We start from the raw sequence: 15,915 nt of genomic DNA, 5'->3' as shown, positions 1-15,915 counted from the left end.
GCAGCCGCGTGCCGGGTGCGCTCAGCCACCGCGCAGGGATCTGGCGATCAGGCCAGCCGGCTGTGCAGCGCGCGGCCGTTCTCGGGCATCGCCACCGCCTGTTGCAACGGCAGCTCGACGCAGAACAGCGAGCCCTCGCCGAGGCAGCTGCGCACCGTGATGTTGCCGCCGTGAGCCCTGACGATCTGTTTCGCGATGAACAAGCCCAGGCCCAGCCCGGCGACCTTGTCGGGGCTGCCGACCCGCTCGAACTGGCTGAAGATGCGCGCCTGGTCGGACTCCGAGATGCCGATGCCCTGATCCTCGACCTGCAGCAGAACCGATGCGTCTCCCGGTTTCACGCGGATCGTCACCGGCTTCTGCCGGCCATAGCGCATGGCGTTGGTCAGAAGGTTGGCCACCACCTGCTCGATGCGGAACTCGTCCCAGTAACCCATTACCGGCCCGCTGATCTCACGGCGAACCACGTAGCCCGCCTGCGCCATCTGCGCCTCGAAATTGTCCGCCACCTTGTTCGCCAGCGCGGCCAGGTCGATCAGATCGGGGCGGATCGACAGCTTGCCGGTGCGGATGCGGCTGACATCGAGCATGTCGTCGATCAGGCGGATCAGCGCACGGACCTGCCGCTCGTCCTTCTCCACCATGCCGCGCAGCCGATCGGGCTCGAAGGCACCGAGGTTGCCCCGATCGAGGTACAGCCGGCGCAGTTGCACTTCGAGGATCAGGGTGTTCAACGGCGTCTTCAGCTCGTGGGAAACCATCGACATGAAGTCGTCGCGCATGCGCACCGCGTGCTGCAGCTCGACCTGCGTCTGCCGCAACTCGCCGAGCAGCACCTCCTGCTCGTGACGGCTGCGCTCCAGCGCGCTGAGCTGGAGGCGCAGCGTCTTGCGCTGACGGTACAGCTCGACGAAGACGTTGACCTTGCTGCGCACGGCCATCGGGTCCAGCGGCTTGTAGAGGAAATCCACCGCGCCGCTTTCGTAGCCCTTGAACGCGTAGTTCAGCTCGCGCCCGGCGGCGCTGACGAAGACGATCGGGATGTGCCGGGTGCGCTCGGCGCCGCGCATCATCTCGGCGAGCTGGAAGCCGTCCATTCCCGGCATCTGCACGTCGAGAATCGCCAGCGCGAATTCGTGGCGCAGCAACAGCTCCAGGGCATCCTCACCCGAACCGGCCTTGAATACCTCGATGTCTTCGCTGCGGATCAACGCGTCGAGCGCCAGCAGGTTCTCCGGCAGGTCGTCGACGATCAGCAGTTTGGCTGGCTCCATTTCCGGCAGCATGTTCAGCGGTCCATTCGAAGCAGTAGTTGGCGAATGCCGGCGAGCGGCAGCACGTAATCGGGTTGGAACAGTTTGAGCGCCGAACGCGGCATAGTATCGGCGAGCGCCTCGGTGGGCTCCTGCACGACGGTCAGACCGCCGTAGCGGGCGATGCTGTGCAGGCCCTCGGCGCCGTCCGAATTGGCCCCGGTAAGGAGGATACCGGCCAGCTGATCGCCCCAGACGTCCGCGGCGCTGTCGAACAATACGTCAATCGACGGCCTCGCGTAATGCACCCGCGGATCGACGCTGAGGCTGAAGGTGCGATCCATCTCCACCTGCAGGTGATACCCCGGCGGGGCGAAATACAAATGACCGGGCTTGGGCCGGTCCTTGTCGCGAGCCTCGTCCACCTGCAACGAGCAGAGCCGCTGGAAGATTTCGACGATCTGGCTGGGATGGTTCTCCGGCACGTGCTGGACCACGATCAGCGGCAGGCCGAAGTCCTCGGGCATGTCGCGCAGCATCTGGCTGAGGGCTTCCAGGCCACCGGCGGACATGCCGATGACGACCGCCTGCAGGCGCGTGGCGCGCTGCGAGAGGGTCGGGCTCATAGCTTGCGGAACACCCGTTCGCGCTTCGACACGGGCTCGAACTGCTCGGCGAAACTGGTGAAGTCGAGGCTCTCCTTGCTGCCCAGCCCGAGGAAACCGCGGTGCCCAAGCGACTCGTGGAACAGGCCGATGGCGCGGTCCTGGAGCGCGCGGTCGAAGTAGATCAGCACGTTGCGGCAGGAAATGAACTGGGTCTCGGCGAACACGCTGTCGGTGGCCAGGCTGTGGTCGGCGAAGGTCACGTGCTCGCGCAGCGACTTGTCCATCAGCACCGCGTCGTAGGCGGCGGTGTAGTAATCGGAGAACAGCCGCTTGCCGCCGGCCTTCTGGTAGCTCTCGGTGTAGGCGCGGATGCTGTCCAGGGTGTAGACGCCCTGGCGCGCGCGTTCCAGCGACTGCGGGTTGATGTCGGTGGCGTAGATCAGGCTGCGTTCCAGCAGCCCCTCTTCCTTGAGCAGGATCGCCATCGAGTAGACCTCCTCGCCCGTGCTGCAGCCGGCGATCCAGATCTTCAGCGACGGGTAGGTGCGCAATAGCGGCACCACCTGGGTACGCAGCGCCAGGTAATACGCCGGATCGCGGAACATCTCGCTGACCGGGATGGTGAGGTACTGCAGCAGCGCCATGAACGCCTGCGGGTCGTGCAGGATCTTGCCCTGGAGTTCGGACACGCTGCTGCAGCCGATGGTCCGCAGCGCCTGTACCACGCGCCGCTTCAGCGAGGCCATGGCGTAGTTGCGGAAGTCGTAGCTGTAACGCAGGTAGACCGCTTCGATCAGCAGGCGAAGCTCGATTTCCAGGGCGCGCTCGGGCATCGGCTAGAAGACCTCCAGCTTGGGCAGCCAGACGCGGATCAGCGAGAACAACCGGTCCAGCTCGATGGGCTTGGCCAGGTAGTCGTTGGCGCCGGCGCGCAGACAGCGGTCCTGGTCGTCCTTCATCGCCTTGGCGGTCACCGCGATGATCGGCAGGCGGGCGAAACGCGGGTCCTTGCGGATCTCGGTCATCGCTTCGTAACCGTCCATTTCCGGCATCATGATGTCCATCAGCACGAGGTCGATTTCCTCGTCTTCCTGCACCTTGGCCACGGCCTCCAGGCCGTTGCGGGCGATTTCCACCACAGCGCCCTTCTGCTCCAGCGCGCTGCTCAGGGCGAAGATGTTGCGCACGTCGTCGTCGACCAGGAGGATCTTGCGGCCCTCGAAGGCGCGGTCGCGGTTGCGCACGGTCTTGAGCATCTTCTGCCGCTCCAGCGGCATGTTCGCTTCGACCTTGTGCAGGAACAGGGTCACTTCGTCGAGCAACCGCTCCGGCGAGCGCGCGCCCTTGATGATGATCGAGCGCGAGTATTTGAGCAGCTCGGTTTCCTCGTCGCGGGTCAGGCTGCGGCCGGTGTAGACGATCACCGGCGGGAAGGACTGGATATCCTCCTCGGCCATCCGCGCCAGCAGCTCGTTGCCGTCGATGTCCGGCAGCTTGAGGTCGATGATCATGCAGTCGAAGGTGTTGCGGTGCAGCTCGTCGAGGGCCTCGGTGCCGCGCGCGACGGCGGTGATCTCGATGTCGTCGTCCTCGATCAGGCGGGTCACGCTTTCGCGCTGGAGGTCGTCGTCCTCCACCAGCAGGATGCGCTTGACCTTCTGCTCCAGCTTGGCTTCCAGGCGCAGGAACACGTCCTTCATTTGCTCGCGCGACACCGGCTTGGTGGCATAGCCCACCGCGCCCATGTGCATCGCCGCTTCCTGGCGATCCTCGACGGAGACGATATGCACCGGGATGTGCCGGGTATCTGGGTTCTCCTTGAGCCGCTCGAGCACGGTGAGCCCGGAATGATCGGGCAGGCGCATGTCGAGCAGGATGGCGTCGGGCTGGTACTGCAGCGCCAGGTCGTAGCCGGCATCCGCGGCATGCGCCACCAGGCAGTTGTACTTCAGCTCGTGGGCCAGATCGAAGAGGATCTTCGCGAACTGCGGCTCGTCCTCGATGATCAGCACGCTGCGCCCTTCGCGGGTGAAATCGTCACGATCGTCGGGAAAGGTGAGCGCCGGCACCGGCGGCGGAGCGGGCTTGGCCAGCGGCTGCAGGGGCAGGCGCTCGGTGACGGGCGTGCTGGGGACGCTCGGCTGCGGCGCGTTCGGCGAGTCTTCGGGAGTGCCCTGGTATTCGATCGGCAGCAGCAGGGTGAACGTGCTGCCCTTGCCCTCCTCGCTCACCACGCTGACCGTGGCGCCCAGCATGCGCGCCAGCTCACGGGAGATCGACAGGCCGAGACCGGTGCCGCCGTGGCGACGGTTGGTGGTGCCGTCGGCCTGGCGGAAGGCCTCGAAGATGATCCCTTGCTGCTCGGCGCGGATGCCGATACCGCTGTCGATCACGTCGAGTGCCACGTGTTCATCGTCCTGCTTGCGAATGCGCAAGGTGACGGCGCCCTTATCGGTGAACTTGAAGGCGTTCGACAGCAGGTTCTTGAGGATCTGTTCCAGGCGCTGCGAATCGGTGAACACCGAGGCCGGAACGCCTTCCTCGAACTGGACGTGGAAATCCAGCTTCTTCTGCTCGGCCAGAGGCTGGAACAGGTTGCTGAGGTTCTCGCCGAGGCGGGCCAGCCCGGTCGGCTCGAGGTGCATGTCGAGCTTGCCGGCCTCGACCTTGGACAGGTCGAGGATGTCGTTGATCAGGGTGAGCAGGTCGTTGCCGGCGGAGTAGATGGAGCTGGCGAACTTGACCTGCTCTTCGCTGAGATTGCCCTGGGCGTTGTCGGCGAGCAGCTTGGCCAGGATCAGCGAGCTGTTTAGCGGCGTGCGCAGCTCGTGGGACATGTTGGCGAGGAATTCGGACTTGTAGCGGCTGGCGCGCTGCAGCTCTTCGGCACGCGTCTCCAGCAGCAGTTGGGCCTGGTGCAGGTCGCGGTTGCGCTCGTTGAGCTGGTCGCGATGCTGCTCCAGCGCCTGGGCCTGGTCGGAAAGCTGTTCGTTGGTCTGCTCCAGCTCGGCCTGCTGGGCCTCCAGGCTGGCCTGGGATTCGCGCAGTGCGCAGGACTGTTCTTCCAGCTCCTCGTTGGCACTGCGCAGCTCTTCCTGCTGGACCTGCAGCTCTTCGTTGAGCGACTGGGTGTCGGCCAGCGCGCGTTGCAGGCGCTGCCGGTAGTTGACGGCGGCCAGCGCCGAGCCGACGTTGCCGGCGAGCAGGGTGAGCAACTCGCTGTCCTTTTCCTCCAGCGGACGCAGGAAGCCCAGTTCGATCACGCCCTTGAGCTCGCCGCCGTCCTCCACCGGGAAGATCAGCACCGAGCGGGCGACGCTGTCGCCGAGGGACGAATTCACCCGCAGGTAATTCTCCGGCAGCGACTCGAGGGCCATCGGCTGACGATCCACCGCGACCTGGCCGACCAGACCCTCGCCGAATGCCAGCTCCTTCCTCTGCCTCGCCTGATCCTCGCTGAACGCATAGGCGGAGACGCGCTTCAGGCGCTTGTCATCGACCACGTAGAGCGCGCCGACGACCATGCCCAGGTAGCGGGCGAGGAAGCCCAGCGTGCTGTCGCCCAGCTGATTCATGCTCAACTGGCCGATCAGTTCCTCGGCGAGCAGCGTCTGCCCGGAGCGGAACCAGGCCTGCTGCTGCAGCTTCTCGGCGTGCGCCGCCTGGGTCGCCAGCACCTCGTCGTAGGTGCGCGACAGCTGCATCAGTTCGCGACGCCCCATGAAGGCGAGGAAACCGCTGATCAGCAGATTGAGCAGGATGACGCCGCCGACACCGAAGATCGTGACCTTCTGCGCCGTCTCGGTACGTTCCTGGCGCAACTGGCTCTCGGTCGCCAGGACGTCGCTGAAGTACACCCGGATGGAGTCGGTCAGGCGCTTGCCGGACAGGTCCTTGAGCTGCTGGATGTAAGAGTCGTCACCCTGCCGGCGCAGGCTGATCATGCGCGCGGAAAAATCCATCCACTGCTGCTGCAGCTGTTCGATCTTGACGATCCGGTTGACCTGCACCGGGTTGTCCGCGACCAGCTCCTTGAGCGGCGTGGACTTGCTGACGAATTCGTTGCGCGCCCGCTGATAGGGCTCGAGGAATATCTCGTCACCGGTGATGAGATAACCGCGCAGGCCGGTTTCCATGTCGATCACCAGCTTCAGCGTCTCGTTGGATTCGGCGATGACGCGGTCGGTGTGCTCGACCCAGCGGCTGACATCGAGGAGGTAGAAGATGATCGCGATGAAAAACAGCGAGCTGAGGATACCCATGCCGAGCGGCAGGGACACGTTGCGGCCGAGAATGCGGCGGAAGGCCTTCTCGTCGATGGGCGATGTTCTGTTCATTTCGCTTCCCTAGCAACTGAAATGGCACGGGAGTTCTGCGACTCCCTCTGACGCGAGGCCGGCATGGTAAACCAGCGCGCGCAACCGGACTATTCCGAATGCCGCACCGAATCAGCATTAGTCCGATGCCAGGCAGGGAAGGTTCAGTAAACGGAAATTTAAGACGATCTGCGTCACATCGCGGCAAAGCTCGTCGTTTTACCCGAAGCCGGCGCGTTGCGCGCCGGCGTCCGTGAACCGCCTCAGCGCCGCGCGATGACCCAGACGGCATGGATGATGCCGGGGATGTAGCCGAGCAGCGTGAGCAGGATGTTCAGCCAGAACGCCCCGCCAAAGCCGACCTGGAGGAAGACTCCGAGCGGCGGCAACAGGATGGCGATGATGATGCGGATAAGGTCCATTGCAGGTACTCCATGATGGCGTTGGGCTTACCGGACAATCGACCCGAGGCGCCTGCGACGGTTCACTGCGGACTCCGCTTCGCTTCGCGCGGGCATAAAAAAACGCCCCGAAGGGCGTTCATTCGCGGCATCCGACACTCAGTTGAGCGTGCCTTCACCGGCCGACTGCATGCGCGACAGCTCTTGCGCGTACAGCGCATCGAAGTTCACCGGGGCCAGCATCAGCGCCGGGAACGAGCCACGGGTGACCAGGCTGTCCAGGGTTTCGCGGGCATACGGAAAGAGGATGTTCGGGCAGAACGCGCCGAGCGTGTGGCTCATCGAGCCAGCGTCCAGGTTCTTGATCAGGAAGATGCCGGCCTGCTGCACTTCGGCGATGAAGGCGGTCTCTTCACCGTTCTTCACGGTGACCGAGAGGGTCAGCACGACTTCGTGGAAGTCGCCTTCCAGCGGCTTCTGCCGGGTGTTGAGGTCCAGCGCGACGCTCGGCGTCCAGTCCTGACGGAAGATTTCCGGGCTCTTGGGCGCTTCGAAGGAGAGGTCGCGCACATAGATGCGCTGCAGCGAGAATTGCGGGTTCTGAGCGTCCTGGGCGGCGCCGTTGGTGGTTTCTTCAGTCATGGCAGGGCCTTGTGAGTTACGACAGTGGAAATCAGCCCTTGAGCAAGGCGTCGAGTTTGCCGGCGCGCTCCAGAGCGAAGAGATCGTCGCAGCCACCCACGTGAGTGCTGCCGATCCATATCTGAGGTACCGAGGTGCGGCCGGCCTTGCGGGTCATCTCGGCACGCAGCGCGGCGTCGCGCTCCACGCCGATTTCCTCGAAGGCGACACCCTTGCGCTCGAGCAGCTGCTTGGCGCGGATGCAGTACGGACACCAGGGCGTGGTGTAAATGACGATCTTCGACATATCACTTGACCAGGGGCAGGTTGTCTCCGCGCCAGCTGGAAATACCGCCGGACAGCTTGACGGCGTTGAAGCCGAGCTTCTTCAGCTCGCTGCAGACGGTTCCGGAATGCTGGCCCATGGCGTCGACCACGATGAGGGTCTTGGACCTGTGCTTTTCCAGCTCGGCCACGCGGTTGACCACCTTGTCGTAAGGAATGTTCAGCGCATCGACCACGTGCCCGGTGTCGAACTCCTTCTTGACGCGAACGTCCAACACCACGCCCTCGCCACTGTTGACCAGCGAGGTCAGCTCGCGATTGCTCAGGCTGCGGCCGCCGCGTCGCGATTCGTTGAGGATCAGGGCGATCAGCAGCACGACGAACAGGCTGGCAAGCACGTAGTGGTTAGTGGCGAATTCAATCAGCTTGGCGAGCATCAATAGGTTCCAGGACGGTAAAATGCCGGCCAGTATACACAGCACCCCAAGCCGGCCGAAACCTGCCGAACCGTGACGCGAAACCGGGTGCCCCTTAGAATGCCGAGCCCGCCGTCACCGCCACGGCCGGCGATGTTCGATGGCAACTGCCCAGCGCGGCCACCCCGCCGCAACGAATGGAAAATTTCAGGAAGCCTTTCATGAGCGCAACGCCCAAACCCCTGGTTCTGATCATCCTGGACGGCTTCGGTCACAGCGACAGCCCTGACTCCAACGCCGTGCTCGCCGCGCGCAAGCCGGTCCTCGACGGCCTGCTGGCGAGCCAGCCGAACGGCCTGATTTCCGGCAGCGGCATGGATGTCGGCCTGCCGGACGGGCAGATGGGCAACTCCGAAGTCGGCCACATGAACCTGGGCGCCGGCCGCGTCGTGTATCAGGACTTCACCCGCGTGACCAAGGCGATCCGCGACGGCGACTTCTTCGAGAACCCGGCGATCTGCACCGCCGTGGACAAGGCCGTCGGCGCGGGCAAGGCCGTGCACATCCTCGGCCTGCTCTCCGACGGCGGCGTGCACAGCCACCAGGATCACCTGGTCGCCATGGCCGAGCTGGCCGCGCGTCGCGGCGCCGAGAAGATCTACCTGCACGCCTTCCTCGACGGCCGGGACACCCCGCCGCGCAGCGCCCAGGCCTCCATCGAACTGCTGGACGCCACCTTCGCGCGCCTGGGCAAGGGCCGCATCGCCACGCTGATCGGGCGCTATTTCGCGATGGACCGCGACAACCGCTGGGACCGCGTGCAGCAGGCCTACGACCTGATCGTCGACGGCAAGGCGCAGTTCACCGCCGACACCGCGGTCGCCGGCCTAGAGGCCGCCTACGCCCGCGAGGAGAGCGACGAATTCGTCAAGGCCACCGCCATCGGTGCCCCGGCGCCGGTGGAAGACGGCGACGCGGTGGTCTTCATGAACTTCCGCGCCGACCGCGCCCGCGAGCTCAGCCGCGTGTTCGTCGAGCCCGACTTCAAGGACTTCCCCCGTGCGCGCCAGCCGAAACTGGCCGGCTACGTGATGCTGACGCAGTACGCCGCCAGCATCGACGCGCCCAGCGCCTACAAGCCGGAAGCGCTGACCAACGTGCTCGGCGAATACCTGGCGAAGAACGGCAAGACCCAGCTGCGCATCGCCGAGACCGAGAAGTACGCCCACGTCACCTTCTTCTTCTCCGGCGGTCGCGAAGAACCCTACGAAGGTGAAGAGCGCATCCTGATCCCGTCGCCGAAAGTCGCCACCTACGACCTGCAACCAGAGATGAGCGCCCCCGAGGTCACCGACCGCATCGTCGAGGCCATCGAGAACCAGCGCTACGATGTCATCGTGGTCAACTACGCCAACGGCGACATGGTCGGCCATACCGGCGTGTTCGAAGCCGCAGTGAAAGCCGTGGAATGCCTCGACACCTGCGTCGGCCGCATCGCCGCCGCGCTGGACAAGGTCGGCGGCGAAGCGCTGATCACCGCCGACCACGGCAACGTCGAGCAGATGAAGGACGAAGGCACCGGACAGGCGCACACCGCGCACACCTGCGAGCCGGTGCCCTTCATCTATGTCGGCAAGCGCAAGCTGCACATCCGCGAAGGCGGCGTGCTGGCCGACGTCGCGCCGACCATGCTGACGTTGATGGGCCTGCCGATCCCCAGGGAAATGACCGGCACCTCGATCATAACGCTGGACTGATGCCGTCGCGGCCGGCACCGCACGTTTGCGCGGCGTCCGGCCCGTTGCTTGAACCAAGGCGTTCGCGCCGTCCTGGCACCTGTTCACGATCTCGCGAGCTGGAGCGTTACAAGGGCAAGGCGCTCCCGCAAAAACACGCGAGGAAGCGGAGTTTACGAGTGGTAAATGAGCATCCGAACTTGTTTTTGACGCGGTAACGCCAACGTACAGCAGATCGTGAACAGGTTCTTAGGCATACTAACCTCCACTTCTATCCCGGTATCGCTGCACTCCATGCTCCGCATCCTGACCCTCCTGCTTGCCACCCTGTTGCTGAGCCCGGCGTTCGCCGACCAGCGCGCCGAAACCCAGCAACAGCTGGAGGCGGCGCGCAAGGACGTCGCCGAGCTGAAAAAGCTATTGGAGAAAGTGCAGCAGGAAAAAAGCGGCGTGCAGAAGCAACTGCGCAGCACCGAAACCGAGATGGGCGACCTGGAAAAGCAGGTCAGGCAGCTCGAAGAGGAGATGCGCAAGAGCCAGGACGAGCTCAAGCGCCTCGACGAAGAGAAAAAAAAACTCCAGGGCGCACGCCTTGAGCAGCAACGCCTGATCGGCATCCAGGCCCGCGCCGCCTACCAGAGCGGTCGCCAGGAATACATCAAGCTGCTGCTCAACCAGCAGAACCCGGAAAAATTCGCCCGTACCCTGACCTACTACGACTACCTCAGCCAGGCCCGTCTCGAACAGCTCACCGCGTTCAACGAGACCCTGCGCCAGCTGGCCAACGTCGAGACCGACATCGCCGCGCAGAACGCCCAGCTCAACGAACAGAAGGACGGCCTCGACAGCCGACGCGAGCAACTGGCGCAGGTCCGCAAGGAACGCCAGGAAGCCCTGGCCAAGCTGAATCAGGAGTACTCGACCAAGGACCGCAGCCTCAAGGCCCGCGAGCAGGAACAGGCCGAACTCGGCCAGGTGCTCAAGACCATCGAGGAAACCCTCGCCCGCCAGGCCCGTGAGGCCGAGCAGGCGCGCCAGCAGGCGCTTGCCGAGCAACGCCGCCAGGAAGCCCTGGCCCGCGAGCAGCCCAAGGGCGCGCCGAACAGAACGCCCAGCGCCCCGAGCGGGCCGCTGGTGTCCAGCGCCGGCGCCAACTACGGCGGCCCGTTCGGCAGCGCCCGTGGCAAGCTGCCCTGGCCGGTGGACGGGCGCATCGTGGCCCGCTACGGCACTCCGCGCGGGGACGACGCTCGAACCAAATGGGACGGCGTGCTGATTGGCGCCAGTGCCGGCACCCAGGTCCGCGCGGTGCATGGCGGCCGCGTGGTGTATGCCGACTGGTTGCGTGGCGCCGGGCTTCTGGTCATTCTCGACCATGGCTCGGGCTATCTCAGCCTGTACGGCCACAACCAGAGTTTGCTGAAAAGTGCCGGCGACATCGTCAAGGCCGGCGAGCCGATCGCCACCGTCGGCACCAGCGGGGGCCAAGAAACCCCCGCGCTGTATTTCGCCATCCGCCAACAGGGCCGCCCCAGCGACCCCACGCAATGGTGCCGCGCGCAGGGTTAGCGCGTTCATTACCTTGGAGTTCGACATGCTGCACGTGCGCCATCTGCTTCGCCCCACCTCGCTCGCTCTGGCCCTTTCGCTCATCGCGGGCAGCGGTGGCGCCTGGGCGCAACAGCCTCCGGCCTCGATGGCGCCGGCGCCGATGCCCGCCACACCGGCCGCGCAGGCCAAGGCGCCGCTGCCGCTGGACGAGCTGCGAACCTTCGCCGAGGTGCTCGACCGCATCAAGGCGGCCTACGTCGAGCCGGTGGACGACAAGACACTGCTGGAAAACGCCATCAAGGGCATGCTCAGCAACCTTGATCCACACTCCGCGTACCTCGATCCGCAGGAGTTCGAGGAACTGCAGGAAAGCACCAGCGGCGAATTCGGCGGCCTGGGCATCGAGGTCGGTGTCGAGGACGGCTTCATCAAGGTGGTCTCGCCGATCGACGACACTCCGGCGTCCAAGGCCGGCATCGAGGCCGGCGACCTGATCGTGAAGATCGACGGGCAGCCGACCAAGGGCCTGTCGATGATGGATGCCGTCGACAAGATGCGCGGCAAGCCGGGCAGCAAGATTTCCCTCACCCTGGTGCGTGGCGAAGGCGGCAAGCCGTTCGACGTCGAGCTGGCGCGCGCGGTGATCAAGGTGCAGAGCGTGAAGAGCCAGTTCCTCGAGAAGGGCTTCGGCTACGTGCGCATCACCCAGTTCCAGATCAACACCGGCGAGGAAGTCGGCAAGGCCCTGGCCAAGCTGCGCAAGGACAACAACGGCAAGCTCAAGGGCCTGGTCCTCGACCTGCGCAACAACCCCGGCGGCGTGCTGCAGTCCGCCGTCGAAGTGGCTGACCATTTCCTCACCGACGGCCTGATCGTCTACACCAAGGGCCGCATCGCCAACTCCGAGCTGCGCTTCTCCGCCGACCCGGCCGATGCCAGCGAAGGCGTGCCGCTGGTGGTGCTGATCAACGGTGGCAGCGCCTCGGCGGCTGAAATCGTCGCCGGCGCCCTGCAGGACCACAAACGCGGCGTGCTGATGGGCACCGACAGCTTCGGCAAGGGTTCGGTGCAGACCGTGCTGCCGCTGAACAACGACCGCGCGCTGAAGCTCACCACCGCGCTGTACTTCACCCCCAACGGCCGCTCGATCCAGGCCCAGGGCATCGTGCCCGACATCGAAGTGGCGCGCGCCAAGGTCACCCCGGAGGGCGACGGCGAAACCTTCAAGGAAGCCGACCTCGCCGGCCACCTGGGCAACGGCAACGGCGGCGCGGACAAGCCCAGCGGGCATCCAAGCAAAACCGAACCGCGCCTGCAGGACGACGACTACCAGCTGAACCAGGCGCTGAACCTGCTCAAGGGCCTGAACCTCACCCGCAGCAAGTAAGCCGGTGCGGGCCTGGCTGCTGCTCCTGCTGCTGGGCGTCTTTGGCCTGGCACAGGCCGAGCAGGAAAATCCGCCGCCAGGTAAACATCCGCGCCTGGCGCTGATCATCGACGACCTCGGGCAGAATCCGCCACGCGACCGCCGCGTGCTGGCCCTGCCCGGACCGGTCGCGCTGTCCATCCTTCCCGACACCCCGCACGCACGCGAACTGGCGCTGGCCGCGCATCGGGCCGGCAAGACTGTGCTCCTGCACCTGCCGATGGACCCTGCCGGCGGGCCCTTCTCCTGGCATCCGCAGATGCCCCTGCAACAACTGCACGAGCGTCTCGATGCGGCGCTCGACGCCGTGCCCTACGCCCACGGGTTGAACAACCACATGGGCAGCCGGATGACCGCCGAGGCGGAACCGATGGCCTGGCTGATGGCTGAGTTGCAGCGCCGCCACCTGATCTTCCTCGACAGCCGCACCAGCCCCGCCACCGTCGCCGCCGCCCAGGCGCAGAAGATCGGCCTCGCCAGCCTGTCGCGCGACGTGTTTCTCGACGACGATCCGAGCCCGCAGGCGGTCGCCCGGCAGCTGGCCGCCGGCATTCAGCTGGCCCGCAAGCAGGGCTCGGCGGTGCTCATCGGCCACCCGCATCCGGATACCCTCGCGGTACTCGAACGCGAGCTGCCGCGCCTGCGCGAACAGGGCATCGACTGGATCGGCATCGACCTGATGATCGCCGTGCGCGGCAACCGCGCGATGGCGGCGCATGGCAAGGGCGGGATCTATCGCTAGGCGGCGGCGCGCCGCGAAGAACGTGCGGGAGTCGGGAGATACGGGCGCGCATCGCCTGCGCGCCCGTGGCAACTACAGGTAGTTGTTGGTCGCGTCCTCGACGAAGCCTTCGGCGCGCATGGCGTCCAGGGCTTTCTGCAGGCGCTCGACCACCTCGTCCGGGGTGTCCTTGTTCAGCGCCAGGTACAGCTCGGCGTCGTTGAAGCGCAACACGGTCTGCAGCCCGGTGGCGCCCTCCTGCTTGGCGATGTAGCGGCCGACCGGGTCGGTGGTGGCCCACAGGTCGATCTGCCCCTTGAGCAGCTTGCCGACGTTCTCCTGATCGCGCAGGGCATTGATCGGCTTCATCCCCTGGCTTTCCAGGTGCTGGCTGACCGCATCGTTCTTGTAGGCGCCGAGCTTGTACTTTTCGGCCTCCTTCAGGCTGGCGACCTTGATCGTGCTGCCAGGCGCCGAGAGCAGCACCCAGCCGGTCTTGGCCAGCGGACCGACCCACTTGAACAGCGGTTTGCGCTCGGGGGTATAGGTGGTCGAGAACAGCCCGTAGTTGGGCTTGTCGAGGGTGAGGTTGTAGAGCCGATCCCAGGGGAAACGCAGGGTCAGGGTGTAGGCGATCCCCGCGCGCTTGAACATCTCCCGCACGATGTCGGCACTGATGCCGTCGATGCCGTCGTCGCGGGCGAAGTTCTTGTCGTCGATCGCCATGTTGAACGGCGGGAAGTTCTCGGTCAGCAGGACCACCTTGTAGTCGGCCGGCAGCTCGGCGCGTACTGCCGAGGCCACCAGCAACAAGCTCAACGTCAACGTCCTTTGCAACGATTTCAGCATGTCAGCACTACTCCAGTGTCTGTCGCCGTGGCGTTTCATCTACATGTAGGCCAGGCATCGATTACAGATAGCGACCCAGTATTTCGTCGACGAAACCCTCGGCCCGCATCCGCTCCAGCGTCGCTTGCAGTTTCTGCACCACCTCGTCCGGCACCTTTTTGTTGAGTGCCAGATAGAGCTGAGCGGTGTCGAAACGCAGCACCGTTTTCAGCCCGCTCACACCTTCCTGCCTGGCCAGGTAGCGGCCGGCGGGATCGCCAGTGGCCCAGAGGTCGATCTGGCCTTTCTCCAGTTTCCTGGCGTTTTCCTGGTCACGCAGCACGGTGATCGGCTGCAGGCCCTTTTCCGCCAGGTGCTCGGCGATCGCATCGCCCTTGTAGGCGCCGATTCGGTACTTCCCGGCCGCTTCCAGGCTGTCGACGCTGATCGGGCTGTCGCCGCGCGCCAGCAGGACCCAGTCGTCGGGACCGATCGGGCCGACCCACTTGAACGCGTCCTCCCGCTCCGGCAGGCGGGCGGTGACGAACACGCCGTAGTTGGGCTTCTCCTGGGCAAGCTTGTAGATGCGCTCCCAGGGGAAGCGCAGCGTCATGCTGTAGCGGATATCGGCACGCTTGAACATTTCGCGAACGATGTCCACGGCGATGCCGTTGATATTGCTCTCATGGGCGAAATTCTTCCCGTTGATCGCCATGTTGTACGGCGGGAAGTTCTCCGTGAGCAGAACGACGCTGTAGTACTTGTCGATTTCGGCGCGCGCGGTGCCGGCGAACAGGAGCAAGGTGCCGAGCAGCGGCAGCAATACGCGTTTGAGCATGATCTCTCGCAGAACGATGGAGTGGATGAAGGATATCCGCAGCCAGGGCGCGCACGCTGATCGACGGCAAAACGCTGACGCGCGAAAGGCTCGGGCAACGCCCGGTGGCATCGCCCCCGGCGTAGGGGCGATGACGGACACGGTCAGCGTACGACGATACCGCGGCTGGCCAGGTAGGCCTTGGCTTCGGGAACGGTGTATTCGCCGAAATGGAAGATGCTCGCGGCGAGCACCGCGGCGGCCTTGCCTTCGAGAATCCCGGCGGCGAGGTGCTCGAGATTGCCGACGCCGCCCGAGGCGATCACCGGAATCCCGACCGCCTCGCTGATGGCGCGGGTGACGCCGAGGTCGTAGCCGCTCTTCACGCCGTCCTGATCCATGCTGGTGAGCAGGATCTCGCCGGCGCCAAGGTCTTCCATCTTCCTGGCCCAGGCCACCGCGTCCAGGCCGGTCGGCTTGCGCCCGCCATGGGTGAAGATTTCCCAGCGTGGCGTTTCGCCGGGCGCCGAGACGCGCTTGGCGTCGATGGCGACGACGATGCATTGCGAGCCGAACCGCGAGGACGCCTCGCCGACGAATTCGGGGGTGAAGACCGCCGCGGTGTTGATCGAGACCTTGTCCGCCCCGGCATTGAGCAGGTTGCGAATGTCCTGCACCGTTCTGACGCCGCCGCCGACGGTGAGCGGGATGAACACCTGGCTGGCCATGCGTTCGACGGTGTGCAGCGTGGTGTCGCGACCGTCGACGCTGGCGGTGATGTCGAGGAAGGTGATCTCGTCGGCCCCCTGCTCGTCGTAGCGGCGGGCGATTTCCACCGGATCGCCGGCGTCGCGGATGTTCTCGAACTGCACGCCCTTGACCACGCGGCCGTTGTCGACGTCGAGGCAGGGGATGATGCGTTTAGCCAGTGCCATG

General features: G+C 65.2%; 15 protein-coding genes. 4 read left to right on the top strand and 11 right to left on the bottom strand.

The annotated features are described in order from the left end of the window. Nucleotides 1–47: 47 nt before the first annotated feature. From BLV15_RS06175 to BLV15_RS06140, 8 genes are all read right to left on the bottom strand, one after another. Nucleotides 48–1,286 (bottom strand): hybrid sensor histidine kinase/response regulator, encoded by a 1,239-nt coding sequence (locus tag BLV15_RS06175; RefSeq protein WP_090225578.1) that lies wholly within the window; start codon nt 1,284–1,286, stop codon nt 48–50. Between the two features lie 2 nt (nt 1,287–1,288). Then, entirely contained in the window at nt 1,289–1,879 is a 591-nt protein-coding gene (locus tag BLV15_RS06170; protein WP_090225576.1) for a chemotaxis protein CheB, read from the bottom strand. Continuing rightward, a complete protein-coding gene (locus BLV15_RS06165; protein ID WP_090225574.1) occupies nt 1,876–2,694 on the bottom strand; it encodes a CheR family methyltransferase in 819 nt (272 codons plus the stop codon). Before BLV15_RS06165 ends, BLV15_RS06170 begins: the two co-directional genes overlap by 4 nt. Before the next feature lie 3 nt (nt 2,695–2,697). Continuing rightward, nucleotides 2,698–6,198: a response regulator gene (locus BLV15_RS06160; protein WP_090225573.1), complete on the bottom strand. Its 3,501-nt coding sequence runs from the start codon at nt 6,196–6,198 to the stop codon at nt 2,698–2,700. A gap of 242 nt (nt 6,199–6,440) precedes the next feature. Next, complete coding sequence (locus BLV15_RS06155; RefSeq protein ID WP_090225571.1) at nt 6,441–6,599, bottom strand: YqaE/Pmp3 family membrane protein; 159 nt, start codon at nt 6,597–6,599, stop codon at nt 6,441–6,443. Nucleotides 6,600–6,737: 138 nt separating this feature from the next. After that, nucleotides 6,738–7,220 carry a protein-export chaperone SecB gene (gene secB / locus BLV15_RS06150; protein ID WP_090225569.1) on the bottom strand — a complete coding sequence of 161 codons (483 nt, stop codon included), beginning with the start codon at nt 7,218–7,220 and terminating at the stop codon, nt 6,738–6,740. A gap of 31 nt (nt 7,221–7,251) precedes the next feature. Then, a complete protein-coding gene (gene grxC / locus BLV15_RS06145; RefSeq protein ID WP_090225568.1) occupies nt 7,252–7,506 on the bottom strand; it encodes a glutaredoxin 3 in 255 nt (84 codons plus the stop codon). A gap of 1 nt (nt 7,507) precedes the next feature. After that, complete coding sequence (locus BLV15_RS06140; protein WP_090225566.1) at nt 7,508–7,921, bottom strand: rhodanese-like domain-containing protein; 414 nt, start codon at nt 7,919–7,921, stop codon at nt 7,508–7,510. Nucleotides 7,922–8,121: 200 nt separating this feature from the next. On the opposite strand from BLV15_RS06140, the gene gpmI reads away from it, so the two are divergent. The 4 genes from gpmI (at nt 8,122) to BLV15_RS06120 (ending at nt 13,355) form a co-directional block, all read left to right on the top strand. Next, nucleotides 8,122–9,657: a 2,3-bisphosphoglycerate-independent phosphoglycerate mutase gene (gene gpmI / locus BLV15_RS06135; RefSeq protein WP_090225565.1), complete on the top strand. Its 1,536-nt coding sequence runs from the start codon at nt 8,122–8,124 to the stop codon at nt 9,655–9,657. Nucleotides 9,658–9,930: 273 nt separating this feature from the next. Then, a complete protein-coding gene (locus tag BLV15_RS06130; RefSeq protein ID WP_090225564.1) occupies nt 9,931–11,205 on the top strand; it encodes a murein hydrolase activator EnvC family protein in 1,275 nt (424 codons plus the stop codon). Between the two features lie 34 nt (nt 11,206–11,239). Beyond that, complete coding sequence (locus BLV15_RS06125; RefSeq protein WP_175534329.1) at nt 11,240–12,574, top strand: S41 family peptidase; 1,335 nt, start codon at nt 11,240–11,242, stop codon at nt 12,572–12,574. A 4-nt stretch (nt 12,575–12,578) separates the two neighbouring features. Next, nucleotides 12,579–13,355: a divergent polysaccharide deacetylase family protein gene (locus BLV15_RS06120; protein ID WP_090225560.1), complete on the top strand. Its 777-nt coding sequence runs from the start codon at nt 12,579–12,581 to the stop codon at nt 13,353–13,355. A 72-nt stretch (nt 13,356–13,427) separates the two neighbouring features. Here BLV15_RS06120 and BLV15_RS06115 read toward each other — a convergent pair whose 3' ends face one another. The 3 genes from BLV15_RS06115 to hisF form a co-directional block, all read right to left on the bottom strand. Continuing rightward, the gene (locus BLV15_RS06115; RefSeq protein WP_090225558.1) at nt 13,428–14,183 is read right to left on the bottom strand and encodes a substrate-binding periplasmic protein; all 756 of its coding nucleotides are present in this window, start codon (nt 14,181–14,183) and stop codon (nt 13,428–13,430) included. Between the two features lie 61 nt (nt 14,184–14,244). After that, nucleotides 14,245–15,000, bottom strand: a complete 756-nt coding sequence (locus BLV15_RS06110) for a substrate-binding periplasmic protein (RefSeq protein WP_090225557.1) — start codon at nt 14,998–15,000, stop codon at nt 14,245–14,247. Between the two features lie 143 nt (nt 15,001–15,143). Further along, nucleotides 15,144–15,914: an imidazole glycerol phosphate synthase subunit HisF gene (gene hisF, locus BLV15_RS06105; RefSeq protein WP_090225555.1), complete on the bottom strand. Its 771-nt coding sequence runs from the start codon at nt 15,912–15,914 to the stop codon at nt 15,144–15,146. Between the last annotated feature and the right edge of the window lies 1 nt (nt 15,915).

This window comes from Pseudomonas kuykendallii, from assembly GCF_900106975.1.
GTDB classification, from domain to species: Bacteria; Pseudomonadota; Gammaproteobacteria; order Pseudomonadales; family Pseudomonadaceae; genus Pseudomonas_O; species Pseudomonas_O kuykendallii.
This window is presented reverse-complemented; position numbering and strand designations above follow the sequence as displayed.